Genomic DNA, 25,512 nt, shown 5'->3' with positions numbered 1-25,512 from the left:
ACCCCACGCCCGGCTACCCACCACCACCACCACCAAAACTCGCCGCGCCAACCACCTACCAATTTCGCAACAGCCCGCTCCCGCGAAAATGCGTGCAATAACCGGCCACTCGGCGACAGAATGAGAGCCATGCGCTTTGGACTCTTCATTCCGCAGGGCTGGCGACTCGACCTGGTAGGCATACCCACCGAACAACATTGGCCGGTGATGCGCGATCTGGCGGCGTACGCCGACGCGGGCGAATGGGATTCGCTGTGGGTGTACGACCATTTCCACACCGTGCCGGTGCCCACCGACGAAGCCACCCATGAGGCATGGACGCTGATGGCGGCGTATGCCGCGACCACCTCACGCATCAAGCTCGGGCAGATGTGCACGGCCATGAGTTACCGCAACCCCGCGTATCTGGCGAAGGTCGCGGCAACGGTCGACGTCATCTCGGGTGGCCGGGCGCAGATGGGTATCGGCGGTGGCTGGTACGAGCACGAGTGGCGGGCCTACGGTTACGGTTTCCCGTCCGCGGGCGTGCGGCTGGGCAGGCTCGACGAGGGCGTGCAGATCATGCGCGACGCGTGGCGCGACGGCCGGGTCAGCATCGACGGCAAGCACTATCAGGTCGACGGTGCGATCGTGGCACCGAAGCCGCTGCAGGAGGACGGTATTCCGCTGTGGATCGCCGGAGGTGGCGAGAAGGTGACGTTGCGGATCGCGGCCAAGTATGCGCAGTACACGAATTTCACGTCCGAGCCGGACGGATTCGCGCACAAGTCGCAGATCCTCGCCGAGCACTGCAAAGATGTCGGCACCGACTACGGCGCGATCGTGCGGTCGGCCAACTTCAACGCCGTCGTCGGCACTTCGGAATCCGACGTCGCCGAGCGCCTCGCGCGTATCAGGGCACGTCAGGTCCCGGTGGCCGGTGAGCCCGCCGTCGACGCCATGCTGGCCAATGTGGCCTCATCGGACTCCGCGACCGGCACCCCCGAACAGGTCGTCGATCGGCTCAAGCGGTTGCGCGACCTCGGGTGTGAGTACGCGATCGTGTACTTCCCCGAAGCCGCGTACGACCGGTCCGGTATCGAGCTGTTCGAGCGTGAGGTCATTCCTGCGCTGGGCTGACCTGGTAGAAGGCGATCCGCCAGCCCGCAGGGGTCTCGGTTGCCAGCACGCTGAGATTCAGTGGGATGGGCGTCCCGTCGGGAAGGGTGAAGTCCGCCCGTAGGTAACCCAGTGCGACGTCGGCGGCGGGTCTGCGGGTTTCGTGGAACCGGTAGTTCACCGTCAGCCCGTCGGGCTGCGAGTCGTAGTAGGCGTACACGCCCGCCCGGCCCACGCTGTGCGGGCGCAACCCCTGGAAGATCGCGCCCTCGGTGAACACCGCGGCGACCCGGCCCGGATCGTGACCGTCGACCCCGGCCTTCCACTCATCGAGGAGCCCACGAAGGATCGACTCAGTGTCCGGCACTTTGGCCTCCGTCGACATGCAGGATCTCGCCGGTGACGAACTTGGCGTTCTCCAAGTACAGCACGGCCTCGACCACATCGTCGATATCGCCCATGTGACCGACCGGGTGCAGTTTGTTCAGGTATTCGTAGGTGGAAGGATCATGCATCGGCGTCCGGATGGTGCCCAGAGCTACTGCGTTGGAACGGATTCCGCGAGTCGCGTACTCGATGGCCAGAGCTTTGGTGGCTGCGTTCAACCCACCCTTGGTCAGGGATGCCAGCGCCGAGGGCACCCGGGCGTCGGCCTGATCGACCAGGCTCGTGGAGATCGTGACGACGTGGCCACCGTCGCCGTGCGCCTCGACGGCGGCGATCCCGGCGCGGGTCAGTTCGAAGAAACCGCGCAGGTTCACCCCGGTGATGGCGTCGTAGTCGTCGTCGGTGTAGTCGGTGAACGATTTGGAGATGAAGATGCCTGCGTTGTTGACGATGGTGTCGACGCGGCCGAACCTCTCGATGGCGGCATCGACGACGCGCTGCCCGACGCCCGGCTGTCCGATGTCGCCGGCAACCGTCAGCACCATCGGGTCGTCGCTCGCCGCGATGCTGCGGGAGTTGGCGACGACGGCATAGCCCAGCTTGCGGTAGCCCGCGACCAGCGCCTGGCCGATGCCCTGGGATGCCCCGGTGATGATGGCTACCTTTGGTGTGTTGCTCATGGTCGTGGTCCTTTCCGTGGTCCGTCGCCGGATACAACAGAGCGTCGGGGTCGGTGACTCCCGCAGGTCACGACGGGTTTGCTCCCTGCTGGGAGGCAGTGCCTACTAGTCTGCAACGGTGGAACTGCGCCAGTTGCGGTACTTCGTGGTGGTCGCCGAGGAGTTGAACTTCGGCCGGGCCGCGGAGCGCCTGCACATCGCGGGCCCGTCACTGTCTCAGCAGATCAAGGCGCTCGAGCGCGACCTCAAGGTCAGTCTCTTCGATCGGGACCGGCGGTCGGTGGCCCTCACCCCGGCCGGTGCGGCGCTGCTGCCCGACGCTCGCGCGCTGGTCCGGCATGCCGATGAATTCCGCAGAAAGGCAACGGGATTGGCGGTCTCCGACCCGGTCCGGATCGGCTACGTCAATTGGCGTCCCGCCGATCTGGCCGATCGGGCGGCCGGCGTCGCCCAGTTGCGGGTGGACACCTGGGTGATGCCGTCGCACACCCAGGCGGCCAGGGTCGCCGACGGCAGCCTCGATCTGGCGATCTGCTGGGTGCCCACAGATGACCTGGCCGAACTGTCGCTTCAGGCCCACCTCATCGGCGTGGATCGGCTGTACGCGCTGTGCGTCGGCACCGATGACAGCCCGGTCGCGGCCAAGGACGTGGTGGTGCTGGTCGACGCCGACGTGGCCAGCTGGTCGTCCTGGAATCGCTACGCCGAGGAGTTTGCCGCGGACACGGGGGCACGGTTGATGCGCACCGACGACGGGGGTGTCACCGGACCGACGTTCTTCGAGCACGTCCGTCGGCTGGGCCGGCCGGTGCTCAACAATCCCAAGGGCCAAGACGCCCCACTGCCCCGGGACCTGGTGCGGCGCCCGATCGTCGCCCCGACGCCGCTGTGGACCTGGTCGCTGGTGTGGCGCCGCGCCGAGGACAACGCTGCGGTGCGCGCGTTGATCGATGTATTCACCTGTGATGTAGGCGATCTAGGCGTCCACGGGGACGGCGTGTGGTTGCCGCCCGACGATCCCCATCGCGGTCGCGGTCAGGGCGGCCAGCACGACGATGACCGACCCGGCGACCAACGCGAGCTGAAACCCATTGTGCAGCAACGGTGACACGGCGACCGGCCCGATGATCTGACCGATCGAATAGCCCACGGTCAGCAGCGCGACGGCGCCAGGGAACTGCAGCAGCCGCCCGGCCGCCAGCGCCAGGACGCTGACGCCGATGAACGTGCCGCCGAACAGGATTGCCCCGATGAGCGCGCCACTGCCAGAACCGGTGCAGGCCAGCGCTATTCCGGCGGCCTGCAGCATGAGCGCCGCGGTGAGCAGCACGGGATGCGAATAGCGCGAGCTCAACCGGGCCCACAGCACCGCCGACGGGATCACCGCGAGACCGACCAGCAGCCAGGTGCCGTTGCCGAGCCGTCCTGGGGAATGCTGCGCGACCGCGGCGACCAGGAACGTGCCTGCGATGATGTAACCCACCCCTTCAAGGGTGTAGCTGATGAGCAGCAGGGCAAAAGGCGTGTGCCGCTTCGTGGGTTGGTGTTCAGCGGCTTTCGTCACCGCCGCGGTCGCCTGGGGCGCGGGCGGCATGAACCACGCCGACACGCTCAACAGCGCGGCCAACGCAGCTGCCGCCCACCAGGCGGTCCGCCAGTCCGCGGGAAGCGCGAACACCAGCACAGCCGAGACCGCGATACCGACACCGACGCCACCGAAGGCCCAGCCCGCCAAATGCGCCGGATGGTCGTGCAACCGGTCCAGCAGAGTGTTGACGGCGATGACGAACACCAGCGCGCTGGCGAAACCGGCCAAGGTGCGCAACGCAACCCACGCAATGACGTTGGTGGTCAACGCCATTGCCACCAGGCTCCCCACCAGCACCAGCAGCGACGCTCGGCAGGCGGACACCGACCGGGCCAGCCGGGGCGAGAACGTCCCCGCGAGCGCACCGAGCAGGTAGCCCACGTAGTTGGCCGTCGCCAATTGACCGGCTGCCTGCGGGGACAACTGAGCATGTGCGGTCATCAACGGCAGGATCGGCGTGTACGCGAAGCGCCCGATGCCCATCGCCGCGCCCAGCACGGCCGCAGTTCGAACGATCTGCGCCCAGGGGTGTTTCGGCATTGCCCCATGGTGGGCCCGAAGCTGCCCGGCGGGCCACGTCCAATTTGCTTGTAGCTGAAAGGCAAAGCCTCACACGCTTCTCAAATCGTGAGAACTCCCCGATAGCGGGCCCGCCCCTCGGCCATCGCGGCGTAGGCGTCCGCCGCGTCTTCCAGCGGAAACTCCTGGATCTGGGCCCGAACATTGTTGAGCAGCGCGAAATGCATGGTGTCCTCGATCTGCGATGCCGTGCCCGACGGGTGGCCGGTGACCCGCAGCGCCGGGGTGATCAGGTGCAGCGGACTGATCGGCAGCGGGTCGGCGGACACGCCGATCACAATGAGTTCGCCCTGGGGCGCCAGGCCGCCGATCGTCTGGCCGATCGCATCGGAATTCGCGGCGGTCGCCAGCACGACGCTCACGCCACCGAGCTTCTGCAGCGCCTCGCTGACATCCCCTGCCGTCGAGTCGATGTAGTGGTGCGCGCCGAATCGTTCGGCGTCGGCTGCTTTGTCGGCGCCGCGCGCAATGGCGACGGTCTCGAATCCCATGGCGCGGGCGAATTGGATGCCCAGGTGGCCCAAGCCACCCACGCCCAGCACCGCCACCCGGTCGCCCGCGACCGCCTCGCTGCTCCGCAGCGCCTGGAACGTCGTCACACCGGCGCACCCCATCGGAGCGGCTTCGGTGAAGGACAGCCCGGCGGGGATCCGGGCCAACGCGGTGGCGGGTACGGTCACCGAAGCGGCATAGCCACCCGGGTACTGCCAGCTGGGAACCTGACCATTGAGACAGTGCATGAACTGGCCCTTGCGGCACTGCGCGCAGTGATTGCAGTTGCCGCCGAACCAGCCGACGGCAACCGAGTCACCGACACCGAACTCCTCGACGCCGCTGCCGAGTTCGGCGATGGTGCCCGCGATTTCGTGCCCAGGCGTCAGCGGCCAGGTCATGGCCGGGAAGTGGCCGCTGACGAACTCGCGGTCGGTGCCACACACACCGCAGGCCCGCACGTCGATGCGGACATGGCCCGGTGGCGGGGGAGTGGTCTCGACTTCGGTCAGCTGCAGCGGGGCGCCTGCCGTGTCGACGTGGACTGCGCGGTGGGTGGCCATGGTGGGTCTCCTGTCGTGGGCGGACCAAGGAATGAGTCCACTCTGGCAGGGAGGCCGTCGCCAATGTGAATCGTCTGCGATTTCTGGGCCAATTTTTCGCAGGGGACGCACACTCGCGACAGCGGCGGCCTGTTGCGGCCTGGCTCGTCTGCCCTCGGTCAGGGCACCAGGCCGGCGAGTATCTGGGCGGTGGGCTGGCGACGGGCATGCCGGTATCCGGTGCCGGCCCACAGGTGCACGAGTTCCGGTTCACCGGCGGCCGCGGCGGCCTTGCGCAGTGGGCTGGTGAGGAAGTGGATGGCGGGATAGCCCAGCGGGGCCGAGGCTTCGTAGGTGTCGATGAACCGGTTGCGAAGCCCCCGGGCCGGCCGGCCGGTGAACGCCTTGGTGACAACGGTTTCGGTACGCTCGGGATCCTCAAGTGCCGCTTGATGGGTCGCCGACGCTCCGCTTTCGTCGGCCAGCAGCAGCACGGTGCCCACGGCCGCCGCCTCGGCGCCTGCCTGTAGCACCCCGGCTACATCGGCGGTCGTGCCGAGCCCGCCTGCGGCGACGACCGGCAGCCCGACGGTCGAGGTGATCCCCGCCACCAGCTCACCGATGGGCAGGGCCTTCGGCGGATTGTCCGGCGTGAGAGTGCCCGAGTGCCCGCCCGCCACGCTGGCCTGCACGGCGAGGGCGTCGACGCCTGCGGCTGCGGCAGCCTCGGCTTCGGCCCGCGACGTCACCGTCTGCATCACGGCGCTGCCTGCCCGCTGGAGGGTCCGGATCACGTCTTGTGGGGGTATGCCGAAAGTGAAGCTCACCAGCGGGACCGGGTTGGCGCGTAGCAGGTCCACCTTGGCGGCGAAGTGGTCGTCGCTGTCGTTCGGGGCGTCGGGCAGGGTGAGCCCGAATCGGTCGGCCTCGCGCTGCATGGCCTGCGCGTACTCGGCGTAGCGCTCAGGTGAGATCGGAACCGGGTTGGGTGCGAAGACGTTGACGCCGAAGGGTATTCCCGCGTCACGCACAGTGCGCAGCTCAGCCTCGACGGCCTCGGGAGTCTTGTAGCCGGCGGCCAGGAAACCGAAGCTGCCTGCGCTGTGCGCGGCGATCACCATGGCCGCTGTGGTGGGACCGCCCGCCATGGGTGCGGCGATGACAGGAATGCTCAGACCGAGATCAGCTATCGGTGAGCTCATGATGGCCTCCTGGAATCCACTGTGGACAGTAGTGCGGTCAGTTCCGGCACGTCGACCGTATCGAGCCGGTCGACGGTGTCGACAATCGAGTCGCACAGCGCCGCGTCGGCGTGGCCGGCGGCCAGCCAGTGCAACTTCTCGACGGTGCGGTCCCAGCTGAACGGCCGGCTGGGCGCTCCCTCGAAGTCGTCCTGGGCGCGCGTGACGCGCCGGCCGTCGCGCAGTGTGGCAGTGATCCGCACCGGCGTGGCGTGCGGGTACCGCGACGTCAACTCGTCGTCAGGATGAACGGTGATGCGCTGCAGCAACTCTCGGACATCGGGTCGACGGATGCGTTCGGTCTGCAGTTGGGCCGGTCCGACCTCGCCGTCGATCAGGGCGGCGGCCAGCAGATACTTCAAGTTGTAGTCGGCCTGCTCCTTGGTCTCGGGTGCTCCCTTGGCGCCGAAGGCGCCGCCACCGGCGATGTCGTAGGCCGTCTGGAACACCGCCACATCGAGGGCTGCGACCTCGCTGTGGTCGATGCCGTATTCGGCGGCCAGGGTCAACACGGTTTCGATCGGCGCCTGTCCGTGGATCAGTGAGCAGTACTTCTTCAGGTAGGTCTGCTCGACCACGCCGAGGCTGCGGTCATCGAGTCGCAGGTCGATCCGTTGGCCGAAAAGTTGGTGAAGCCCGTTGGGGCCCTCGAAGATTCCCCGCGGTCCGGTGATACCGCGCTGCGCCAGCTGGGTGACGTACACCGCGCGCTGCGCAGTGATGCCGGGCGAGATGCCCTTCCAATTCGACACCGGTTCGGAGTGCACAGCGGCCAGCGACACGTTGTCGGCCGCGGCGGCAGCCATGGCATCGGCAGTCTGGCCCTTGGTCAGGCCCAGCAGTTTGGCGCTGCCGGCGGCGACGGAAATGGCCAGTTGCAAAGCATGATTCAAGCCGCGGGCCATCACCGGAACCGAGGCCGAAAAACGGCTCTGTACTTCGTAGGCCACCGCCAGTGCCAGTATGAAGTCCTCTCCGCCTGCTCCGACGCTCTCGGCAACCGCGAGGACGGCCCCGAAGTTGTCCGCAGGGTGACACAGGCCGCCGGGCGTCAGGTAGGTGTCCAGGAGGTCGACGTAGCGGACCGCCACCGAGTTGAACAGGGCTGCCTGGTCGACACTGGTGGTGCCGCCGCCGATCAACGAGGCTTGAGCCGCGCCGCCGACCGCTGCCACTTGGGCCCTGATCGACCGGACCGTGTCGCCGTCGAGCGCGGCTACGGCGCAGGCGATGCTATCGAGAACGTTGCGGCGCAACAACTTTGTGTCCGTGATATCGGAGAAGCGAGCGGCCAGCACGAACTCGGCCAGCTCTTCGACGAGGAGCGCGGTCATGCGGCGGCCCTGCGTGCCGGATCGCTCGGGTGCACCGACAGCGGTGTGATTTCGGCAGACATCCACGCGTACAGCGGCAGTGATTGCAGAGTCGAGGTCAGCTCGGCCTCGTCGGCTCCGGCCCATAAGCCCAGCGTGCGCCGCTGCCCGGGTTCGGCCGTCAGCCGCCACAGCCGCACCAGGCGGCCCTGACGGGCGAGTTCAGCTGCGCGGACCGCTTCGCCTGCGGTGCGGTCGACGACCTCGTCGGCGCTGATGCCCGGCGGTACAGCGATGGTCAGCGTCGTCAGGAATTCCGTGAGCTCCGGCGATGCCGATCCGCCGCCTGGATCGTTGGGATGGGCAGGCAGCGGCGTCACGACGTCGGTGCGCCAGATGCGCAACGGCATCGACGCGAGTTTCTGCTCGAGTTGGTCGGCGTCGTCGGCGGCGAACAACCCGAAGGTGCGCCATTCGCCGGGCGCCAGCGGCGGGCGCCACAGCCGCAGCAGATGTCCCTCGGCCACCAGCTCACGAGCGCGCGCCGCCTCGCGGGCACGGACGTCGTCGACATGCTGCGGGGTGGTCCCGGCCGGGACGTGAGTCGTCATGTCTACCAGAAATTCCATGGCGGAGCCTTTCGGACGATCAGTACGACCTGTTCAACAATCGTGGCGCGCAGATGCTCGAGCCGACTATGACCGGATTTTTCGTTGCTGAGAGGCACTTCCTCCTACCGCTGGTTTGAACGCCTGTCGGCACCGGGACAGGCGCGATACCCTCGCGTCGACCGAGGGAGCCGGTAATGACAGATGCGTATGTGCTCGGCGGTGTCCGCACTCCGTTCGCCCGCTACGGCAGTTCGTTGTCGCACATCCGTGTCGACGACCTGCTCGGAATGACCATGAAGGGCGCGTGCGCACGGGTCGGGGTCGAGCTCGATCAGATCGAGGACGTCGTAGCCGGGTGCGTCAACCCGGCACATGAAGGCATGGGAGACCTGGCGCGGTGGGCCGCGCTGGCCGCGGGATTTCCCGACAGCGTGCCCGGGATGACGATCAACCGGTTCTGCGCGTCGTCGCTCAGCGCGACGATCAGTGTCGCGCACGCGATCCGGGCCGGGGACCTCGGTGTCGGGATGGCCTGCGGCGTCGAATCGATGTCGCGGTCGGGTTGGGCGTACATGAAGGGCGATGCGCCGTTCGCCCCGCGTGGGCCGGTCTTTCTGCTCGACACCATGTGGGCAGGTGCCGGTGGACCGCCCAACCCGGCGCTGCTGGCCCGCAACGCCTACATCGGCATGATCGAAACTGCGCAGAACGTGGCCGACCGCTATGGGCTCACCCGCGAGGAGATCGACGCCTTTGCGCTGCGTACTCAGCGAAATGCCAAGGCCGCCCGTGACTCTGGCCGGCTGGCCAAGGAGATCATGCCGGTCGAGATCTCGGCGACCAAGACGACGCAGGCCCGCACCTTCGAACACGACGAGTTCATCCGCGACGACACCACCGCCGAGCAATTGGCGAAGCTCAAGCCGCAGCCGGGCACCACGCAGATGACCGCCGCGAACTCGACACCGCTGACCGACGGAGCCAGTGCACTCGTGTTGGCGTCGGGGGACCGGGCGGCCGAGCTGGGCATCGAGCCGCTGGCCCGTGTGGTGTCCTCGGCGGTGTACGGCATCGATCCGTTGGTCATGGGTCTCGCTCCGGCGTGGGCGATGCCGACTGCCATCCGCCGAGCCGGCTTGACCCCCGAGCAGATCGACGTGTGGGAGGTGCACGAGGCGTTCAGCGCGCAGGCCCTCGGCGTACTGCGTGAGCTTCCGAACCAGTTGGACGGCTTCGTCGTTCCCGACGAGAAGCTCACGCCGAACGGGGGCGCCGTGGCGATTGGGCATCCGTTCGGCGCCACCGGGGCGCGCTATGTGCTGACGTTGGCAACCGAACTGCGGGAGCGCGGCGCCCGGTACGGCGTGATCGGGGTATGTGTCGGGTCCGGGCAGGGGGTGGCCGTCGTCTTGGAGAACCCCGCCGCACGCTGACGATCAGCTGAACCGGATGTCGCTGAGATCTATGGCGACCATGAGCTCGCCGGGCATGATCTCGCCGTTTGCATCGCAGCGGTACGCACGGCGTTTCGTCGGCACCTTGATGCCGTCGAATTCGACGACGTCGTCGGTGTAGTGCTTGGTGGCGAACCCGCCGGCCACATCCACCCGGTAGTCGTGACGCCGGATCAGGTGGTCGGCGTCGAAGTAGAACTCCTCTGTCCGACTATGACTGGCGACGTTCGACGGATAGCGCACCTGCAGGCCCAGCCACGTCTCGCCCCGGTCGGTGACCGGGTCGATCTCGCGGACGGAGAAGCCCGGCAACGACATCAGAAACGGCGCGGTCAGATAGTTCCACAGCGCATAGCCGTTGAAGTACGCACGTTGCAACGGATTCCACGGGGATTCGAGTTGGTGGCCGGCGAACGAGTCACGCGGGCTGGGTAACTCGGCGACGACGCGACCGTCGAGTTTCTCGATGGCGACCCGAGCGGGCGTGAAGTCGGTCAACTGGTCGGGGGCACCGAATGGTTGTACCGAGGCCCATTGCCGTTGGAGGGTCACTGTCATCCGGCGGGGTGTGGCGTCCTGCGGCTGACCCTTGAGGGCCCAGAGCTTGCCGCCGGTCAGGATCGTCGCCTCAACCCGGGAAAACCTGTTCCACTGCGGCAGACCGCCGTGGGCTTGCAGAACGTCCGCCAGCAAGTCGGTCATCTCAACCTCGTCCATCGGAAGGGAACAGGGTGATCGCCGCGCCCCACAGCGCACCGGCATTGATCCGGTTCGGGTGCAGGGCCAGCATGGCGCGGTAGAAATCCTCGGCACCAGAGGATGTTTCGAGCAGCTCGCGCGCGTCCGTCAGGTATTTCCGGGTGGCCTCGAGCTGTGAGGGATCGTCGGGTGCGTCGGGATTCTTGTGGCCGGCGATCACGGCGGTCGGCCCTAGACCTTCGGCGACGTCGACGGCGGCAAGCCACTCGTCGAGACCTGCCACGCCACCGGATTCGGTGAGATACAGATGCACGCCGTTGTAGACGACATCGCCCGCCACGAGCAGCCCGGTGCTGGGCACGGACAGCATGGTGGTGGCGTCGGTGTCGGTGTGGCCCACCTCGACCGGCAGTAATCGCTCACCCTCGAGTTCGAAGCCGTCCTCGTCGACCACGCTGACCGGGACCTCACCGGTCGGCAGTTCACCGGGAAACACCTTGTCCCAGAAAGAAGCCCGAAACTCCGGTGAGTTCTGTGCCGCCATGTGGCCCACCGTGCCCGCGGTGGCGTGGACCACCGCATCCGGGAACCGTTGCAGCAGCGGGATCGCCCCGAACCAGTGGTCACCGTGGCCGTGGGTGATGTAGATCGCGGTCAGTCGCCGGCCAGATTCCGCGACCCAGTCGCCCACATCGACGGCCTGCGCGGTGGTCAGCGGCGGGTCCACCAGCACCGCGTCGCGGCAACCCGTGACCAGTGTCGAGGTGATCGGCGACCACATCCGCCGGCTGCCGTCGGGTAGCGGGCCGCGGCCCGACTGCGGGAGTTGCCCGGTGACGAATACCTGGTGTGACAATGCGCTCATCGCGTCTCCTGGATGAAGTGAATGGCCGGAATGGCTTCCGCGAGCCGATCGCGGATCTCGGCGGCGAACCGCAGCACCGCGCCCAGCGGTCGGTGGTGAATCGCGGCGGAGACGATCTGGCCATCGGCGCCGCGTTCCAGGATTGTGATGCCCCGAATTGCCATGCCGCCGAAGGCCGTCGCCCGCCACTGGACGTAGCTGGTCGACCCGTCGGTGGCCTCGGCAGTGAACTCCAGGGTCTCGTAGATGGAGCTTGCGGCGGCGAGCACGGTGGACACCGCTTCCCGCCCGACGACGGGTTCCATCAGCGTGGTGGCATCGAGCACGATGTCGTCGGCGAAGGCATCGGCGAAGCCGGCCTTCGACTGCTCGGCGAACGCCTGCCGCCAGCCGGCCGCCGCCGCACCGCCGCCGATGTTGTCGGCGAAGGCCACGATCGCGGAAGCGACCTGGTCGGCGAACTCGACATGCACCCAATGCCCACCGGCGTCGATCACCTCCTCGTGGGCGTGCCGGAAGCGTGGCTTGATCCTGTCGGTCAGCTCGGTGGTGACGAACGGGTCGGCGCCGCCGCGGACGATCAACACGGGACCGGTGAATGAGCTGACCGGCGGAGCGTCCGGGACTCCGTCGTTCCAGACGTCGACGTAGCGGCTCACCACATCCGGGCGCGCCGATTCACCGGCGCGGGTCAGCCGGTCAAGCTGCTTGTCGGTCAAGGCCGGCGACAGGGCGGCCCGGGCGGCATGCTGCGCGGCGGGATCGCCACCCAACGCACGGAACGGGGCAAGGGCCTCTGCGGGAAGCCGGGTGCCGCCCAGCGGAACCGGGGTGACCAGCACCAGGCCGGTGACTTTCCCGGCGTGACCGGCGGCGACCAGTTCGGCGATCTGTGACCCGAGGCTCTGCCCGACCACGATGGTGTCGCCTGCGACGCCGTCGAGGAGGCACCCGGCCTCGTCCGCAAGCGCTTCCAGGGTCGGCTCGGGTGTGGTGTCGCCGGTTCTCGTCCCGAAGCCCGGCAGCTGATAGCGGATGACATGCACGTCGTCGGACAGTGCGGACACGACGTCGTCCCAGACCTCGACGTCGTCGAGGAAGCCGTGAATGAGTAACAGCGTGCTCACTTCGCCGTCTCCTTGGTAGCGCCGGACGGTGACCATGCGGCGGTGTCGATGGGTGAATAGTCAGAGGCCTTGCCGTCCAGGCGTTCCGCGCGCTGGGAGGCCAGCTGTGCGGCAAGGCCGTCTGGCAGCGGCGTGGTGAAGATGTTGTTGACCATCGTGTATTCGGCGGCCAGGCGCCCGAAGGCGTTGAGCGCACCGACGTCGATGCGGCCCCGGGACAGGTACAGGTCGTCGCGTACGTGGATGCGCTTGACCCGGCCCCACACCACATGGTCCGGCAGCGGCGGCATTGGGATGATGCGGTCCACGACACATTCGAACGAGATCGGAGCCTCGGCGATCCGCGGCGCCGCAATGGCTTCCGACGGGGCCTTGGTCAGCCCCAAGGCCTCGAATTCATCCACGCCGGAATCGAATTCGAACGCCGACCGGTGCACGGCGTCGGCCTGATCGATCGAGGCGATGTTGACCACGAACTCCCCGGTGTCGCGGATGTTGACGAAGGTGTCCTTGAGGGTGACACCGTCGGAGCGCGGCTGCAGAGAGACCGACAGGATGGGCGGAATGCGGCCGACCACGGTGAAGAAGGACACCGGCGCGATGTTGCCGACCCCGGTCGCCGAGGCGGTGCTGATCCAGGCGATGGCCCGCGGCAACACACTGCCGATGAGAAGCTTGTAGCTCGACGTGGCATCGAGATCGTCTGCATCGATGATCATTTCAGGATTCCTTTCCAGACAGCAGCGCCACGGCGCTGTACCAGACCGGACCGACGTTGAGCCGGTTGGGGTAGAGGCGGGTCATGTAGTCGAAAAACTCTCGGGGACTGGGGCTTCCAGCGAGGAGGCGCTGCGCGTCGAGCAGATAGTCGCGGGTTTCGGCGAGGATCCTCGGATCGTCGGGCAGATCCTTGTTCTTGTGTCCGGCCACCACTGCGCGGGGCTGAAGGGCCGTGACCGTGTTCAGTGCGTGCAGCCAGGACTTGATGCCGCCGTGGTCGCTCTCCAACAGGTACTGGTGCACGCCGTTGTAGGCGACGTCGCCCGCGACGACCAGCCCGATCGAGGGCACGTACAGCACCGTGGTGTCGTCGGTGTCGGTGTGGCCGACCTCGACAGCGAGGAGGCGCTCGCCGTCGAGCTCCAAACCGTCGGCGGGGATGGGTTGGTACACAACGGGGCTCGCGGGGATCTGGCCCGGGAAGTCGACATCCCACATCTGGGCGCGACCGGCGACGGCCTGTTCGTGCATCTTCGCGATGGTGCCTTCGGTGGCATAGGCGACCGCGTCTGGGAATCGTTGCAGCAGCAGATCGGTGCCGAACCAGTGATCCCCGTGGCCGTGCGTCGCGTAGACGTATTTGAGCGTGCGGCCGGAGTTTTCGATCCAGTCCCCGGTGCGACGGACCTGGTCGTGGGTGAACGGCGGGTCCACCAGCACGGCGTCGTGCTCGCCGAGGATGAGGGTGGATGACACAGGGGACGACACGATGGGGCTGCCGTCGGGCAGTCGCTGTTCGCGGTGGCGGGGCAGGCCGTCGTGGACCAGCACCTCGTAGCGCAGCTCGGACATGATGTTTCCCTTCACAATTCGGACTGGATGAGGTGCTCGATGAACCAGTCTCTGGCCGCGCCCGCGGCCTGGTCGAACCGGTCCAGGTACGGGTTGAAGTGGCCGCCGGAGATGGTCACCAGCTTTTTGGGCTCCAGGGCGCGCTCGTATGCCCCCAGTGCCAGATCGGTGACCGTGACGGTGTCCTGCAGGCCGACGATCATCAGCAGCGGGGTGGGCGAGATCCGGTCGATCCAGGTGCCGGGCTCGTACATGCGTGCTGCTCGTGACGAGCGGACCGTCATGACGTTGTGCCACACGTTGTCTGGCGTCGGTTGGGTATAGAACGCGATCGCGTCGGGGGACCGGTAGGCGGCGGGGATCGCCGGGTCGTCGCTCACCACGGCCTGCACGGCCGGAGGTTCGCCCCGGAACTGGGCCCGGTCGTCGGCGATGAACTGGGCCTCCAGCGTCGCCACCTGATCGGGTGGTACGCGCCGCAGGCTCTGCTGGTAGCCGCTTATGGTCGGTACTTGGGCGACCACGGCGCGCAGCCGGCGGTCGGTGGCGCCCAGCACGATGGCGTGTCCACCGGCGTAGCTGCTACCCCACAGTCCGATCCGCTGCGGATCGACCTCCGGGCGGCTCTCCAGGTACGAGATGGCGCGGCGCCAGTCGGCGATCTGCACCCACGGATCGATGTCGAACCGAGGCGTGCCGTCGCTGGCCCCGAAACCCCGGTGATCGTGGACCAGCACCACGAACCCGGCCTCGGCGAAGAACCGGGCGAACCGCTCCAGGCCGTGCTCCTTCACCCCGGCGAAACCGTGTGCCATGGTGATCGCGGGATGCGGGCCTGGCCCCTGCGGCCGGAACAGCCAGCCCCGCAGTGTCACTGGTCCCTCGGCGGGGAACTCGATGTCGCGTCGTTCGGTCATGCCTCCACCTTCTGGTCTGCGCGGGCGACATGGGAACGCCGCGCTGATCCTGGTATTGGCAGGGACAGGATCAGGCGAACGCGTATCTGTTCTCCAGGCTTTCGCCGACGAGGTTCGCCAGGTGGATTCGCTGCGGTAGCGTCATTGAGTGGTGATGGGAGGAGCCCTATGAAGCTCTGCGTCGTCGGTGGACTGGCCGTGGTGTTGATCGCTGGAGGTCTGGTCGCCGCTGCACCGCCTGCCAGCGCCGGGTGCCTGTACGGCGGACCGGTCATCAGCAAGTGCGACGGGCCCATCCAGCCCGACGGCACGTGGCAGCGTTGCACGGCGGTGTACAACTATGTGCCCAGTGGTTTGAGTTCCCACTTGGTGCCCGTGAAGCGCTGCGATCTGATGGGCCCTGGCCACGACTATCCGTTTGATTGGACGTTCACCGATCCGCCGGCTCATATCGACGACTGACGTGGTGAAGGGCAACGCGCTCGGGGACTACCTGCGGTCGCGGCGTGAGCAGGTCCGTCCTACCGACGTGGGACTGGTGGCCGGCTCGCGGCGACGGGTCGCCGGGCTGCGCCGGGAAGAGTTGGCGTTGTTGGCCGGGATCAGTTCTGATTACTACCTGCGGCTGGAGCAAGGGCGGGACAAGAATCCGTCGGCCCAGGTGCTCGACGCCCTGGCGCGGGTACTGCAGCTGGACATCAAGGGCACCGAGTACCTGCACCAGTTGGCGGGGCAGACCGGAACCCGTTGGGAACAGGGTGATCTGGAGGAAGTGGCTGACGGTCTGGATGAGCTGATCGACCAGTTCCCGATGCCCGCCATTGTCGCCAACAGGTATCAGGACGTGTTGGCGGCCAACGCCGTCGCACAGGCACTGGCTCCGGCGTTCCGACCCGGTGAGAACTTCCTGAAGTGGCGCCTGCTGGACCCGGCGGCCCGCGAGTTCTTCGTCGACTGGGACGACGCGACCGATATCGCCGTGAGCGGGCTGCGGGAAGTCGCGGGAAGTACCCCCGACGACCCCCGGCTACGCCGGATGATCGACGAATTATCCTCGGCAAGTGAACGTTTCCGCGAATTGTGGGCACGCGCGGATGTCGGCTATCGCCCCGGCGTCACCCACGTACGGCACCCTGTGGTCGGCGAGATGCGCCTACGGCGCAACCGGTTGCACGTGCCACACTCGGGCGGTCAGCATCTGATCATCTTCCGCGCCGAACCGGGTAGCGACTCCGCCGCGGCGTTGGATGCTCTTCGCGCCATGTAGGCGCTCGTCATCCGTGGAAATTCGGATCCGGGTGCGGTGGGATCGGGCACCAGAACAGGCCGCAGTTCACCGGTTCCGGCACAGGAGGGTCTTCCCCGTCCCACGCACTCGAGCCCTGCAGGGTCTGTTGTCCGTTGATGTCGCGGGGAACGTTGCCGAACCCGTACGACACGCGGTACCAGGTGTGGCACCGGCTCATGTCCCAAACATATTGATTGCCATATCGATTCGGACCGCTCGGGTCCTCCATGGACTGGCCCGGGCACCAGGTGTATGGGCCGCCGTTGGCGTGGGCGACGCCAGTCGTCAACCCGACGCCGACGATTGCGACTCCCGCCGACAGCAGTGGGCCGGCGGCAGTGCGCAGCAGTCGTCGGATCATCGCTGATCCACGTGATCGGTGTCGGATGCGCTGCCCTTGGCGTAGTGGGTCAGGAATGCGGTGGCCGCGATCCCCGCGACGGCGCCGATGACGGCCCACAGCGCGATCGGGAAGACCAGCGATCCGAAGATGAAGTCGTAGGTGAGCGCAAGGTAGAGAGCCCAGATCACGCGATAGGCGGACCAGAACGCCAGCAGGCCGCAGCTGATCCCGATGAGCAGGCTGCGCTGACGGTCGACACGGTTGATCTGTTGCTCGATGCCGGCGGGCAGGATCTTCATGAGCGGTGTTCCTTGTCTCTTGTGCGGCCCCGTCTCATCGGCGCCGCGATGACAGCAAGCACACTGCGTGCGGCCGGCTACCGATCCCAAGAATCTGGTCCGCGGCGGCCTCATCGGTTAGCTGGACCGGGTTCGCGGCTGCCGAAAGGTGGCGGAGAGGTGAATCCCCGATGAACCTGTGGAGTCGCTGAGGGAAGCAAATTGCGTCACGATACGTCCGTGCTGTCACAGCGACGCGAGTCCAAGGCGAATGCGATGCCGTCCCGGTCGCCACACGTCGACACGTGGTCCCGGCCACCGCATCCGGCCGATGTGGCGCAATCGCGCCTGTTCGAAGAGATGATGCAGGCGGAGGTTGCGGAGCTTCATGGGCTCGCCGCCCTTGCCGAACGGGCCTGGCGTGATCGATCGGAGCGGCATACCGCGGCGCCCACCAGGCTGCCCGAAGCCGTCCTTCGGGTGCATGCCCGCATTGCGGAGGTCGAGCGGATGCTGGCCGCGTTGCGGGGCAGGTTTCCCGGAAATGAGATCCGCTCGGCCTGATCCGAATCCGCTGCCCACCCGGTGGATGGGCGACGCGCAGTTTGCCGGCCGACCGGCGGCGCGCCGCGGGCGGTCACGATTTCGACGTTTCTTCCATTGTTCCCGACCGACCGCCGGAATCCGTCGAACCCGAGTGGCACGATCCGGTTATGGAGAAGATCTCGCTCACTGCCCTTGCCCGTCAGCAGCTGACCACAGCCCGGTCGGCCAGCAGCGGTCGCAGTGCGCATACCGTCTACGGCGGGCACGAACACACGCTGCGGCAGACCCTCATCGCTCTCACCGCGGGCAGTGCTCTCGACGAACACGAGAGCCCGGGCGAGGCCACGCTGCAGGTGATCGAGGGCAGGGTGTCGCTGGGGAACTCAGAGGCCAGCTGGGAAGGGTCGCCCGGCGACCACATCGTGGTCCCGCGCAGTAGGCACAGTCTGCGTGCGCTCGAGGATTCCGTCGTGTTGTTGACGGTGGTCAAGGCGGTCGGGCCGCACGCGTAGCGACATCTGGCCAAAACCCGATACCGCCGGTACTGTATACCGGGAGTCCGAGCTTGGGGTGCTCGGACTCCGACCGGGAGGTGGTCAGATGTCCCAGCCCGCCACGAAAGACGCCGTCGGCACCTGCCCCGTCCACGCCTCGCTGCATCCACCACGGTGGGCGCCGACCCCGATTCGCTGGCAGCACACCGACATTGGATATCTCAAATCATGGTGGTTGGCGCTCAAGGCCATCCGGGCCGGCTACCGGCACACCATCTACGAATACGCGACAGAGCTTCCCGGACAGGACGACATCGTCGTCGCCCGCGCCCCGCTGGCGAAGTTCGTCGTCGTACGCAATCCCGACATCGCACGCCACGTGTTGGTCACCAACCAGGACAACTACACCAAGAACGCCGAGTACGACCTGCTGGCGGTCGCGTTCGGCCGGGGGCTGGTGACCGACCTCAACGACGAACTGTGGCAACGTAATCGGCGACTGGTTCAACCGATCTTCGCCAAACGCCACGTGGATTCCTTCGCGCCGCAGATGGTGGCCGCGGCGAGCGCGGCAGCCGACCGGTGGGAGCAGAACAGCGGGCCCATCGACGTCGCCGCCGAGATGAATTACGTGACACTGGACATCATCGCCCGCACCATGTTCGGCATCGAACTCGACGGGCGCCTCGCCGAGCAGATGCGTACCGATTTCGCGCGTCTGCTAACCCTTTTCGGCTACGGATTCCTGCTCGGCGTGGCCCGGCCGCTGCGGTGGCGCGCCGATCAGTTGTCCAGGCGCGGCCCGCGGTGGCTGGCTGCGCGTGCACCCCGCATGGCGATCAACGAACTGCGGCGCGGTGCATGGGTGATCGCGCCGCGGGCGACGCGGACTGGGCCGCATCGAACGATTCATCGATGAAATGATCGCCGACCACCGCAACGGCAAGATCGCGGGCACCGACAACCTGCTGGCCCTCTTGATGTCTGCCGAAGATCCCGAAACGGGTTACCGTTACACCGATCTGGAGATCCGCGACGAGGTGATGACGTTCCTCGGCGCGGGATTCGAGACGACGGCCGCCGCGCTGGCCTGGACGTGGTTCCTGCTGTCGCAACACCCGCAGGCCCGCCGTCGACTCGGAGAGGAGCTCGACGAGGTGCTCGGCGGGCGTGAACCCACCGCTGCCGACATCGACGACCTGCCCTGGACGCAGGCCGTGGTGGCCGAGGCCATGCGGGTGTTCCCGCCGATCATGGGCGTGGCCCGCACCGCCAAGGCCAACGACGTGCTGGGGGACTATCCGATCAAGGCCGGCACCAGCGTTGCCGTTCTGATGCACAGCGTGCACCACAACCGGCGCGTCTGGGAGAACGCCTACGACTTCGACCCGTCACGGTTCCGCAAAGAGAACCTCGACGGACCCCAGCGGCGCGCCCACATCCCGTTCGGTGCCGGCAAAAGGATGTGCATCGCATCGGGTTTCGCCAACCAGGAGGCCACGCTGATCGTCGCCCGCCTTGCCCAGCGCTACGAACTCGACCTGGTGCCCGGTCAGCGCTTGCGGCGTGAGTTGACGTTCACCGGCGGCCCCGACGGCAAGATGCTGATGGCGGTGCGGCGCCGGGCTATATCGCCGGGCCCAGCAGATCGTCGGCGTCTTTGATGATGTAGCCGTAACCCTGCTCGGCGAGGAACCGCTGCCGGTGCGCGGCATACTCCGCGTCGAGCGAATCGCGTGACACCACCGAGTAGAACACCGCGCCACCGCCGCCGGCCTTCGGCCGCAACAGCCGGCCCAGCCGCTGCGCCTCCTCCTGACGCGACCCGAAGGTGCCCGAAACCTGAACGGCCACAGACGCTTCGGGCAGATCGATGGAGAAGTTCGCCACCTTGCTGACCACCAGCGTCGAGATGTCGCCGCGGCGGAACGCGTCGAACAGCTCCTCGCGTTCGGAGTTCTTCGTCGAGCCCTGGATCACCGGGGCGTCGAGCTCCTGGCCCAGTTCCTCGAGCTGATCCAGGTAGGCGCCGATGACCAGCGTCTGTTCGTTCGGGTGGCGTTCCAGGATCGAGCGGACCACCGCGATCTTGCTGTGCACGGTCGAGCACAGCTTGTAACGCTCGTCCGGCTCGGAAGTCGCGTAGATCATGCGCTCGTTGTCGGTCATGGTCACCCGGACCTCGATGCACTCGGCCGGGGCGATCCAGCCTTGGGCCTCGATGTCCTTCCATGGGGCGTCGTAGCGCTTCGGCCCGATCAGCGAGAACACGTCGCCCTCGCGGCCGTCCTCACGGATCAGGGTCGCTGTCAGCCCGAGCCTGCGCCGGGACTGCAGGTCTGCGGTCATCCGGAACACCGGCGCAGGCAGCAGGTGCACCTCGTCATAGATGATCAGCCCCCAGTCGCGGCTGTCGAACAGCTCCAGATGCTTGTACTCACCCTTGGTGCGTCGGGTGATCACCTGGTAGGTCGCGATGGTGACCGGGCGGATCTCCTTCTTCTCCCCGGAGTACTCGCCGATCTCGTCTTCGGTCAGCGACGTGCGGGCGACCAGTTCACGCTTCCACTGCCGGCCCGCCACGGTGTTGGTGACCAGGATCAGCGTCGTCGCACCCGCCTTGGCCATCGCCGCCGCCCCGACGAGCGTCTTACCCGCGCCACACGGCAGCACCACGACACCGGAACCACCTGCCCAGAACGAGTCGGCGGCCATCTCCTGGTAGTCCCGCAGCTGCCAGCCGTCCTGCGCGAGTGCGATCGGATGGGCCTCGCCGTCGACGTAACCGGCCAGGTCCTCGGCGGGCCAGCCGATCTTGAGCAGCATCTGCTTGACGCGGCCGCGCTCACTGGCGTGAACGATCACGGTGTCGTCGTCGATGCGAGCCCCCAGCATCGGCGCGATCTTCTTGTTGCGCAGCACTTCCTCGAGCACGGCCCGGTCGAAGCTCACCAGGGTCAACCCGTGGGCCGGATGCTTGACAAGCTGCAGGCGGCCGTAGCGGGCCATGGTGTCGACGATGTCGACCAGCAGCGGCTGGGGCACCGCGTAGCGGGAGAACGAGACCAGCGCGTCGACCACCTGCTCGGCGTCGTGGCCGGCCGCGCGGGCGTTCCACAACGCCAGCGGCGTGATGCGGTAGGTGTGTACGTGTTCGGGCGCGCGCTCCAGTTCGGCGAACGGGGCGATGGCCGCACGTGCCGCGCCGGCCTGTTCGTGGTCGATCTCCAGCAGCACCGTCTTGTCGGACTGCACGATCAGCGGGCCGTCGGTCATTTGTCCCATTATCCAGAGTGCGCCGACAACGGCAGTGCGTGCATGGCTCAGTGGGTGGCGGCCTGTAGCGAGACACCTGCCGGTGCGCGACCGTGCCCGTCGCCGGGCAATGGCACCTTCGCGACGCCCGGGGTGCCGACCTGGCCGGCCAGCCAGGGCAGCGAGGCTTTGAACACATCCATCGCGAACGGCCAGTCATGCTTGCCCGGGCTGGCGACGACGGCACAGGTGATGCCGTGGGTTCTGCCGAGCGTGCACAACGAGTTGGCGGCGTCGGTCTGATCACCGGGGTTGCCCGCCGCGTCCTGCCCGCCGAGGCCGACCGCGTTCGGGTTCCCGTACCCACCCTTGTGTTGCTGCGGGGCATCCGAGGAGATCGCGAACCAACCCGAAACGCCCTGGTACGGGCCGTGCTTGTTGATGACCGTGGTGGGGTCGTAGACGGGCCACTGCGACGCGTCGCCCCCGTAGATCCTGGCGACGGTCTGATCCTTGGTGCCCGCATTGGGGCCCATGTCCCCGGCGATGTCGACGAACGAGCTGAACAGTTCGGGGTGCATCACGGTCAGGTCGACCGCGCAGGTGCCACCCATCGACCAGCCGACCACACCCCAGTTCGCCTGCTGGACGTCGAAGGTGTCGGCGACATACGGCGGGACGTCCTTGGTGAGGTGATCGGCCACGTTGCCGCGCGGACCGTTGACGCATTCGGTGTCGTTGTTGAACGACCCGCCGACGTCGACGAACACGAACACCGGGGCATTGCCGCCGTGTGCCGCGGCGAAGCTGTCGATCGTGGCGATGGCGTTGCCGGTGCGCGGCCAGTCGGAGGGGGTGTTGAACTCACCGGCGATCATCATCACCACCGGCAGCTTCGGTGCATCGGTCGCGAACCAGGCCGGCGGCAGATAGACCAGCTCGGTGCGGTGCTTGAATCCCGACGCATCCTGCGGGATGTCCACCGGAACGAGGGCCCCATGCGCGGGCGCGCCCTTGCCGCGCATGCCCTGGACCGTGGCCAGGTCGGTCTCGTCGGGCAACGGCCCGGCCGTCAATTCGTTCCAGGCGGCGGGAACCGTCGGGAAGTAACCGACCCAGAGATTGAGGGCCAGCCCAGCGCTCAACAGACACAGCGGCACGGCGACGACGGAAACTGCGCGGCGCCACCAGTGGCTGCCCCGCCACCCCAGCACTGCGACGGCTGCCGCCAGTCCGGTCAGGCCGACCCACACCCACAGCGAGTCCGGGGCGGGATCGCCCGCCAGCCCTTGCGCATCGATGTACCAGTGGGTCCACCCCGCGAGAATCAGACCGATCACGATCGCCACCGGCAGCCAGATCAGCCGCCACCGCCGGTTGCGCCAACCGATCGCGAGCACCAAAACGATCGCGGCCACGGCCCATACCGTCGGGGGCAGCCAGCCGTGCAGCAGCGACACGCCGCGTCGTGCCGGAGCCACGGCAGCCTCGCTCAACAGGGTCGTCACGACAGACATGGTCGTGAATGGTTCTGTGGATGAGCTGTGCCGGAGCTGTTCGCCGGGTTAGTCGCGAACCGCGATCAGTCGTCGTTGGCCGACACGACCGAGGTGACCCGGTGAATCGCGAACTCCCGCACGCGTCCCGCGGCGGGATCGTAAGCGGTCAGCTGGCCTCCGCGAATGTTGATGGGGGCCACCACACGCTGGGTCGCCACGCCCGCCGGGTCCACATACCCGATGAGCACCGAGGTCTGGGCGATCGCGGCATCCTGCAGTTGGGTGATGGCCACCGCGGGATCCAGCCGGACGTTGGCGAACGGTCCGCTGGAGACCTTGCGCAGCACCGCGATGATGGCCGAAAGCGTCTGCGTGGTCGGGGGTGTCGCGGGCCGATGCACGCGGCGCCTGGTGGGGGCGGCGACGCGGTGGCCGAAAGCTTGGATGTCGACGATGGTGCCCGACGAGTCCTCGGCCGCCGGGGCGAATCCCGCGTCGCGCAGGCCGGCCAGCACGTCGGAGATCGGGGCCTGCGACACCGCGACGGTGGGGGCCAGCAGGCGCAGCTCGAGGCGCTCGGTGGCCGACGATGCCACCGCCTGCGCCAGCAGCGCGGCATCCTCACACCGCACGAACGACGACGCCATCCCGACCCGCAGCTGCCCGTGCCTGCGGGCGACGTCGTCGATCAGATACGTCAAGCCTTGCGGCACAGGGGTTTTGGAGTGCTTCTCGAAGAGGCTGTGCAGTTCACCCGCAGTGCGCCCCGCATCCAGCGCGTGCCGCACCGACGCCTCGGTGATGCGGTAAACCATGGCCGCGCCTGCCGATTCGACGGTGGCCACCGTCGCCAACTTCTCGGCCAGGTCACGCTCCAGCGGCCCCGGCACGATCACCGTGAGATCGGCCTGCAGCAGGAAGTGGTCGAGCGGCTTGGGCAGCACCTTGGCCATCGTCGCCAGGACGTCGTCGGCCGGATCGTCGGCCAGCAGCCCGCGTCCCGGTGTGCTGATCGCGCCGCGCCCGGCCAGGCCCACTGCGTGCGCCTCGTCGAGCAGGTTGCCGACCGTGGCCGGCTGCAGGCGCGCCGACCAGCGGGGCCGATGCCAGATCATGGCCCGCGATGCCTCGGCCGCGTCGACGCCGGTGCCCGGCGGCAGCTCGCCGAGCACCGTGAGCAGGAGCCTGCGATCCAGCGGCGCCGCGGTGGAGAACAGTGAATCCGACAGTGCCGCAAAGGGTTTTCCATCAGGGCCGCGGGAGCCGATCAATGCCGGGCGGGCCTGCAGGTCCAGCCAGGTCGAGGCGATCAGCTGCCAGCGCGCCGCCGTCGACGATTCCACGAAGCGGTCGGCGGTCACCGTCGGCGCCCAGTACGGACCCGTGCCGTCGCCCGGGTCGGGATCGGGCATGCCGACCGCAATCAGCCCCGCCGTCGCCGCCAGCTCCAGGATGAGTCCCAGCCTCGGCTCGTCGATACCGGTCGTCTTGGCCAGTCGTTTCACGTCGCGCACCCCGAGCCCGCCGTTGCGCAGCTCGGGAACCGGTGTGGCGCTGAGGGTTTCGATCAGTAACTCGATCTCACGCAGCAGGTCGATGGCGGCGCCTGCGGCCACGGCGTCCACGTCGGCGGTTGTCGTGGTCGTCGACTGCAGCGCCGGAACCGCCAACTCCGTGGGACCGGGCACCTCGCCCCGCAGAGACTGGGCCACCAGCCGCGGCAGGATCACGGTCTCGTCGTCGATCCGCCGCAGCAGACCGGCTTCCAGAAGCCTTGGCACCGGCCGATCCGGCGGCGTGTCGGGAGCGGCATCGCGGGTACGACCCACCGGCGAACCCTCCACCAGCCGGGCCAGCAGTTCCTTCTGCGGGTCGTCGAGATCGGCCAGCTGCTCGGCGATCTCGTCGGCACTGCGATCAGATGCCTCCAACGCGGCCTGGCCCGGGTACCACGGCAGCGACCCGGTCGCCTCGGGGGCCACCCGCACTTCGTCGGCGCCCCACACCAGGGCCCGCTCGCGCAGATCGTCCACCGCGGCACGGATCGCGTCGGGATCGCCGCGGTCGCCCAGTAGCTCGATCACCTCGGTGACCGCGACGGCCCCGGAGTCGGCGTGCAACACCAGCAACGCGTCGAGCACCGCGAGATGCAGGAAGTCCAGGCTGTCGGTGGCCGCCTTGACCGACTGCCGGGACAGGGCCCGGGCAGCCAGCGCCGCCAGGCTGGCCGGAGGCGGTTGGGTCAGGTCCCCCCGCAGCTGCAGAATCCGCAGGAGTCCCTCGTCGGGGAGCTCGGCCAGCCAGGCGCCCAGCGGGATCCCGGCACTCGGCCGGGTTGCGGCGCTCCTGTCCTCCGAAGGAGTCTTCGCGGTCATATCCTGACCAGCGTAAAGCAGCGCACTGGTGCCATGCCGGTCTCGCCTCCGGATGTCTGGCCTGCCACAATGTGGGGCGTGGCTGACAACAAGAAGAATCAGTACGTCGACAACGGCTGGCCGGTACTGAGCGACGGCGACGATCACGCCGTGAGCGAACTGGCGACCGACCGCACCGGCGCCCTGTCTCCGTTCGGGGATGTCATCTTCCCCGTACCGGCAGACACCCTGCCGTTCATTCAGTCGGTCACCGTCGTCAACCGGTAACA

The 25,512-nt window shown here is 67.6% G+C and carries 25 protein-coding genes and 2 pseudogenes; 9 read left to right on the top strand and 18 right to left on the bottom strand.

The window, feature by feature from the left end:
• Positions 1 to 129: 129 nt before the first annotated feature.
• Entirely contained in the window at positions 130 to 1,119 is a 990-nt protein-coding gene (locus BST13_RS31000) for an LLM class F420-dependent oxidoreductase (RefSeq protein ID WP_083168977.1), read from the top strand.
• Here the strand turns inward: BST13_RS31000 and BST13_RS30995 are convergent.
• A complete protein-coding gene (locus BST13_RS30995) occupies positions 1,100 to 1,465 on the bottom strand; it encodes a nuclear transport factor 2 family protein (protein WP_245839871.1) in 366 nt (121 codons plus the stop codon). The two genes, BST13_RS31000 and BST13_RS30995, sit on opposite strands and share 20 nt — an antisense overlap.
• Positions 1,452 to 2,165, bottom strand: a complete 714-nt coding sequence (locus BST13_RS30990) for an SDR family NAD(P)-dependent oxidoreductase (protein ID WP_083168974.1) — start codon at positions 2,163 to 2,165, stop codon at positions 1,452 to 1,454. The genes BST13_RS30995 and BST13_RS30990 overlap by 14 nt, the downstream gene beginning before the upstream one ends.
• 118 nt (positions 2,166 to 2,283) lie before the next feature.
• Here BST13_RS30990 and BST13_RS39930 point away from each other — a divergent pair, with 118 nt between their 5' ends.
• The gene (locus BST13_RS39930) at positions 2,284 to 3,273 is read left to right on the top strand and encodes a LysR family transcriptional regulator (RefSeq protein ID WP_245839870.1); all 990 of its coding nucleotides are present in this window, start codon (positions 2,284 to 2,286) and stop codon (positions 3,271 to 3,273) included.
• Here BST13_RS39930 and BST13_RS39925 read toward each other — a convergent pair.
• The 5 genes and pseudogenes from BST13_RS39925 to BST13_RS30960 all read right to left on the bottom strand — a co-directional run.
• Positions 3,259 to 4,293: pseudogene (locus BST13_RS39925) on the bottom strand (YbfB/YjiJ family MFS transporter); the annotation flags it as partial. The gene BST13_RS39930 and the pseudogene BST13_RS39925 sit on opposite strands and share 15 nt — an antisense overlap.
• 80 nt (positions 4,294 to 4,373) lie before the next feature.
• Entirely contained in the window at positions 4,374 to 5,387 is a 1,014-nt protein-coding gene (locus BST13_RS30975) for an alcohol dehydrogenase catalytic domain-containing protein (RefSeq protein WP_083168972.1), read from the bottom strand.
• 158 nt (positions 5,388 to 5,545) lie between these two features.
• Complete coding sequence (locus BST13_RS30970) at positions 5,546 to 6,568, bottom strand: nitronate monooxygenase (protein ID WP_083168971.1); 1,023 nt, start codon at positions 6,566 to 6,568, stop codon at positions 5,546 to 5,548.
• Positions 6,565 to 7,941: an MmgE/PrpD family protein gene (locus BST13_RS30965; RefSeq protein WP_083168969.1), complete on the bottom strand. Its 1,377-nt coding sequence runs from the start codon at positions 7,939 to 7,941 to the stop codon at positions 6,565 to 6,567. The genes BST13_RS30970 and BST13_RS30965 overlap by 4 nt, the downstream gene beginning before the upstream one ends.
• A complete protein-coding gene (locus BST13_RS30960; RefSeq protein ID WP_083168968.1) occupies positions 7,938 to 8,549 on the bottom strand; it encodes a muconolactone Delta-isomerase family protein in 612 nt (203 codons plus the stop codon). Before BST13_RS30960 ends, BST13_RS30965 begins: the two co-directional genes overlap by 4 nt.
• A gap of 176 nt (positions 8,550 to 8,725) precedes the next feature.
• Between BST13_RS30960 and BST13_RS30955 the strand changes: the two genes are divergently transcribed.
• Complete coding sequence (locus tag BST13_RS30955; protein WP_083168966.1) at positions 8,726 to 9,964, top strand: thiolase family protein; 1,239 nt, start codon at positions 8,726 to 8,728, stop codon at positions 9,962 to 9,964.
• 3 nt (positions 9,965 to 9,967) lie between these two features.
• Here the strand turns inward: BST13_RS30955 and BST13_RS30950 are convergent, their stop codons facing one another.
• The 6 genes from BST13_RS30950 to BST13_RS30925 are packed head-to-tail and all read right to left on the bottom strand — an operon-like array spanning position 9,968 to position 15,165.
• Positions 9,968 to 10,687, bottom strand: a complete 720-nt coding sequence (locus tag BST13_RS30950) for a hypothetical protein (protein ID WP_083168964.1) — start codon at positions 10,685 to 10,687, stop codon at positions 9,968 to 9,970.
• A gap of 1 nt (position 10,688) precedes the next feature.
• Positions 10,689 to 11,549: an MBL fold metallo-hydrolase gene (locus BST13_RS30945; protein WP_083168963.1), complete on the bottom strand. Its 861-nt coding sequence runs from the start codon at positions 11,547 to 11,549 to the stop codon at positions 10,689 to 10,691.
• The gene (locus BST13_RS39920; RefSeq protein ID WP_245839869.1) at positions 11,546 to 12,676 is read right to left on the bottom strand and encodes an alpha/beta fold hydrolase; all 1,131 of its coding nucleotides are present in this window, start codon (positions 12,674 to 12,676) and stop codon (positions 11,546 to 11,548) included. The genes BST13_RS30945 and BST13_RS39920 overlap by 4 nt, the downstream gene beginning before the upstream one ends.
• Positions 12,673 to 13,395, bottom strand: a complete 723-nt coding sequence (locus tag BST13_RS30935; RefSeq protein WP_083168961.1) for a flavin reductase family protein — start codon at positions 13,393 to 13,395, stop codon at positions 12,673 to 12,675. Before BST13_RS30935 ends, BST13_RS39920 begins: the two co-directional genes overlap by 4 nt.
• A 1-nt stretch (position 13,396) precedes the next feature.
• Positions 13,397 to 14,248: an MBL fold metallo-hydrolase gene (locus BST13_RS30930; RefSeq protein WP_211296223.1), complete on the bottom strand. Its 852-nt coding sequence runs from the start codon at positions 14,246 to 14,248 to the stop codon at positions 13,397 to 13,399.
• Between the two features lie 11 nt (positions 14,249 to 14,259).
• Positions 14,260 to 15,165 (bottom strand): alpha/beta hydrolase, encoded by a 906-nt coding sequence (locus BST13_RS30925; protein WP_083168960.1) that lies wholly within the window; start codon positions 15,163 to 15,165, stop codon positions 14,260 to 14,262.
• Between the two features lie 168 nt (positions 15,166 to 15,333).
• Between BST13_RS30925 and BST13_RS30920 the strand changes: the two genes are divergently transcribed.
• Positions 15,334 to 15,627, top strand: coding sequence for a CDGP domain-containing protein (locus BST13_RS30920; RefSeq protein WP_083168958.1), 294 nt, complete (start codon positions 15,334 to 15,336; stop codon positions 15,625 to 15,627).
• A gap of 1 nt (position 15,628) precedes the next feature.
• Entirely contained in the window at positions 15,629 to 16,432 is an 804-nt protein-coding gene (locus BST13_RS30915; protein WP_083168957.1) for a helix-turn-helix domain-containing protein, read from the top strand.
• Positions 16,433 to 16,439: 7 nt separating this feature from the next.
• Here the strand turns inward: BST13_RS30915 and BST13_RS30910 are convergent, their stop codons facing one another.
• Both BST13_RS30910 and BST13_RS30905 read right to left on the bottom strand, forming a co-directional pair.
• Positions 16,440 to 16,814: a hypothetical protein gene (locus BST13_RS30910; RefSeq protein WP_083168955.1), complete on the bottom strand. Its 375-nt coding sequence runs from the start codon at positions 16,812 to 16,814 to the stop codon at positions 16,440 to 16,442.
• Complete coding sequence (locus tag BST13_RS30905; protein WP_083168954.1) at positions 16,811 to 17,095, bottom strand: hypothetical protein; 285 nt, start codon at positions 17,093 to 17,095, stop codon at positions 16,811 to 16,813. Before BST13_RS30905 ends, BST13_RS30910 begins: the two co-directional genes overlap by 4 nt.
• Before the next feature lie 219 nt (positions 17,096 to 17,314).
• Here BST13_RS30905 and BST13_RS30900 point away from each other — a divergent pair, with 219 nt between their 5' ends.
• From BST13_RS30900 to BST13_RS30890, 3 genes and pseudogenes are all read left to right on the top strand, one after another.
• The gene (locus BST13_RS30900; protein ID WP_142282876.1) at positions 17,315 to 17,638 is read left to right on the top strand and encodes a hypothetical protein; all 324 of its coding nucleotides are present in this window, start codon (positions 17,315 to 17,317) and stop codon (positions 17,636 to 17,638) included.
• A gap of 149 nt (positions 17,639 to 17,787) precedes the next feature.
• Complete coding sequence (locus BST13_RS30895) at positions 17,788 to 18,132, top strand: cupin domain-containing protein (protein ID WP_083168951.1); 345 nt, start codon at positions 17,788 to 17,790, stop codon at positions 18,130 to 18,132.
• 88 nt (positions 18,133 to 18,220) lie between these two features.
• Positions 18,221 to 19,778: pseudogene (locus tag BST13_RS30890) on the top strand (cytochrome P450).
• Here BST13_RS30890 and BST13_RS30885 read toward each other — a convergent pair.
• From BST13_RS30885 to BST13_RS30875, 3 genes are all read right to left on the bottom strand, one after another.
• Complete coding sequence (locus BST13_RS30885) at positions 19,741 to 21,390, bottom strand: DNA repair helicase XPB (RefSeq protein ID WP_083168949.1); 1,650 nt, start codon at positions 21,388 to 21,390, stop codon at positions 19,741 to 19,743. The pseudogene BST13_RS30890 and the gene BST13_RS30885 overlap by 38 nt on opposite strands.
• 47 nt (positions 21,391 to 21,437) lie before the next feature.
• Positions 21,438 to 22,886 (bottom strand): alpha/beta hydrolase, encoded by a 1,449-nt coding sequence (locus BST13_RS30880; RefSeq protein ID WP_245839868.1) that lies wholly within the window; start codon positions 22,884 to 22,886, stop codon positions 21,438 to 21,440.
• A gap of 65 nt (positions 22,887 to 22,951) precedes the next feature.
• Positions 22,952 to 25,243, bottom strand: coding sequence for a helicase-associated domain-containing protein (locus BST13_RS30875; RefSeq protein ID WP_083168946.1), 2,292 nt, complete (start codon positions 25,241 to 25,243; stop codon positions 22,952 to 22,954).
• Between the two features lie 69 nt (positions 25,244 to 25,312).
• Here BST13_RS30875 and BST13_RS30870 point away from each other — a divergent pair, with 69 nt between their 5' ends.
• Positions 25,313 to 25,510 (top strand): hypothetical protein, encoded by a 198-nt coding sequence (locus BST13_RS30870; protein ID WP_083168945.1) that lies wholly within the window; start codon positions 25,313 to 25,315, stop codon positions 25,508 to 25,510.
• Positions 25,511 to 25,512: the final 2 nt, after the last annotated feature.

This window comes from Mycobacterium aquaticum (assembly GCF_002086485.1).
Classification (GTDB): domain Bacteria; phylum Actinomycetota; class Actinomycetes; order Mycobacteriales; family Mycobacteriaceae; genus Mycobacterium; species Mycobacterium aquaticum.
Note: the sequence above shows the minus strand (reverse complement) of the source record. Positions and strands in the feature narration are given on the sequence as shown.

Coding starts and splice junctions, on each gene's coding strand:
- BST13_RS30950 (WP_083168964.1), bottom strand. CDS start 10,687: ATGACCGACTTGCTGGCGGACGTTCTGCAAGCCCACGGCGGTCTGCCG.
- BST13_RS30905 (WP_083168954.1), bottom strand. CDS start 17,095: ATGAAGATCCTGCCCGCCGGCATCGAGCAACAGATCAACCGTGTCGAC.
- BST13_RS30975 (WP_083168972.1), bottom strand. CDS start 5,387: ATGGCCACCCACCGCGCAGTCCACGTCGACACGGCAGGCGCCCCGCTG.
- BST13_RS30920 (WP_083168958.1), top strand. CDS start 15,334: ATGAAGCTCTGCGTCGTCGGTGGACTGGCCGTGGTGTTGATCGCTGGA.
- BST13_RS30870 (WP_083168945.1), top strand. CDS start 25,313: ATGTGGGGCGTGGCTGACAACAAGAAGAATCAGTACGTCGACAACGGC.
- BST13_RS30910 (WP_083168955.1), bottom strand. CDS start 16,814: ATGATCCGACGACTGCTGCGCACTGCCGCCGGCCCACTGCTGTCGGCG.
- BST13_RS30970 (WP_083168971.1), bottom strand. CDS start 6,568: ATGAGCTCACCGATAGCTGATCTCGGTCTGAGCATTCCTGTCATCGCC.
- BST13_RS30990 (WP_083168974.1), bottom strand. CDS start 2,165: ATGAGCAACACACCAAAGGTAGCCATCATCACCGGGGCATCCCAGGGC.
- BST13_RS30875 (WP_083168946.1), bottom strand. CDS start 25,243: ATGACCGCGAAGACTCCTTCGGAGGACAGGAGCGCCGCAACCCGGCCG.
- BST13_RS30935 (WP_083168961.1), bottom strand. CDS start 13,395: ATGATCATCGATGCAGACGATCTCGATGCCACGTCGAGCTACAAGCTT.
- BST13_RS30955 (WP_083168966.1), top strand. CDS start 8,726: ATGACAGATGCGTATGTGCTCGGCGGTGTCCGCACTCCGTTCGCCCGC.
- BST13_RS30930 (WP_211296223.1), bottom strand. CDS start 14,248: ATGTCCGAGCTGCGCTACGAGGTGCTGGTCCACGACGGCCTGCCCCGC.
- BST13_RS30960 (WP_083168968.1), bottom strand. CDS start 8,549: ATGGAATTTCTGGTAGACATGACGACTCACGTCCCGGCCGGGACCACC.
- BST13_RS30885 (WP_083168949.1), bottom strand. CDS start 21,390: ATGACCGACGGCCCGCTGATCGTGCAGTCCGACAAGACGGTGCTGCTG.
- BST13_RS31000 (WP_083168977.1), top strand. CDS start 130: ATGCGCTTTGGACTCTTCATTCCGCAGGGCTGGCGACTCGACCTGGTA.
- BST13_RS30925 (WP_083168960.1), bottom strand. CDS start 15,165: ATGACCGAACGACGCGACATCGAGTTCCCCGCCGAGGGACCAGTGACA.
- BST13_RS30945 (WP_083168963.1), bottom strand. CDS start 11,549: ATGAGCGCATTGTCACACCAGGTATTCGTCACCGGGCAACTCCCGCAG.
- BST13_RS30895 (WP_083168951.1), top strand. CDS start 17,788: ATGGAGAAGATCTCGCTCACTGCCCTTGCCCGTCAGCAGCTGACCACA.
- BST13_RS30880 (WP_245839868.1), bottom strand. CDS start 22,886: ATGTCTGTCGTGACGACCCTGTTGAGCGAGGCTGCCGTGGCTCCGGCA.
- BST13_RS30965 (WP_083168969.1), bottom strand. CDS start 7,941: ATGACCGCGCTCCTCGTCGAAGAGCTGGCCGAGTTCGTGCTGGCCGCT.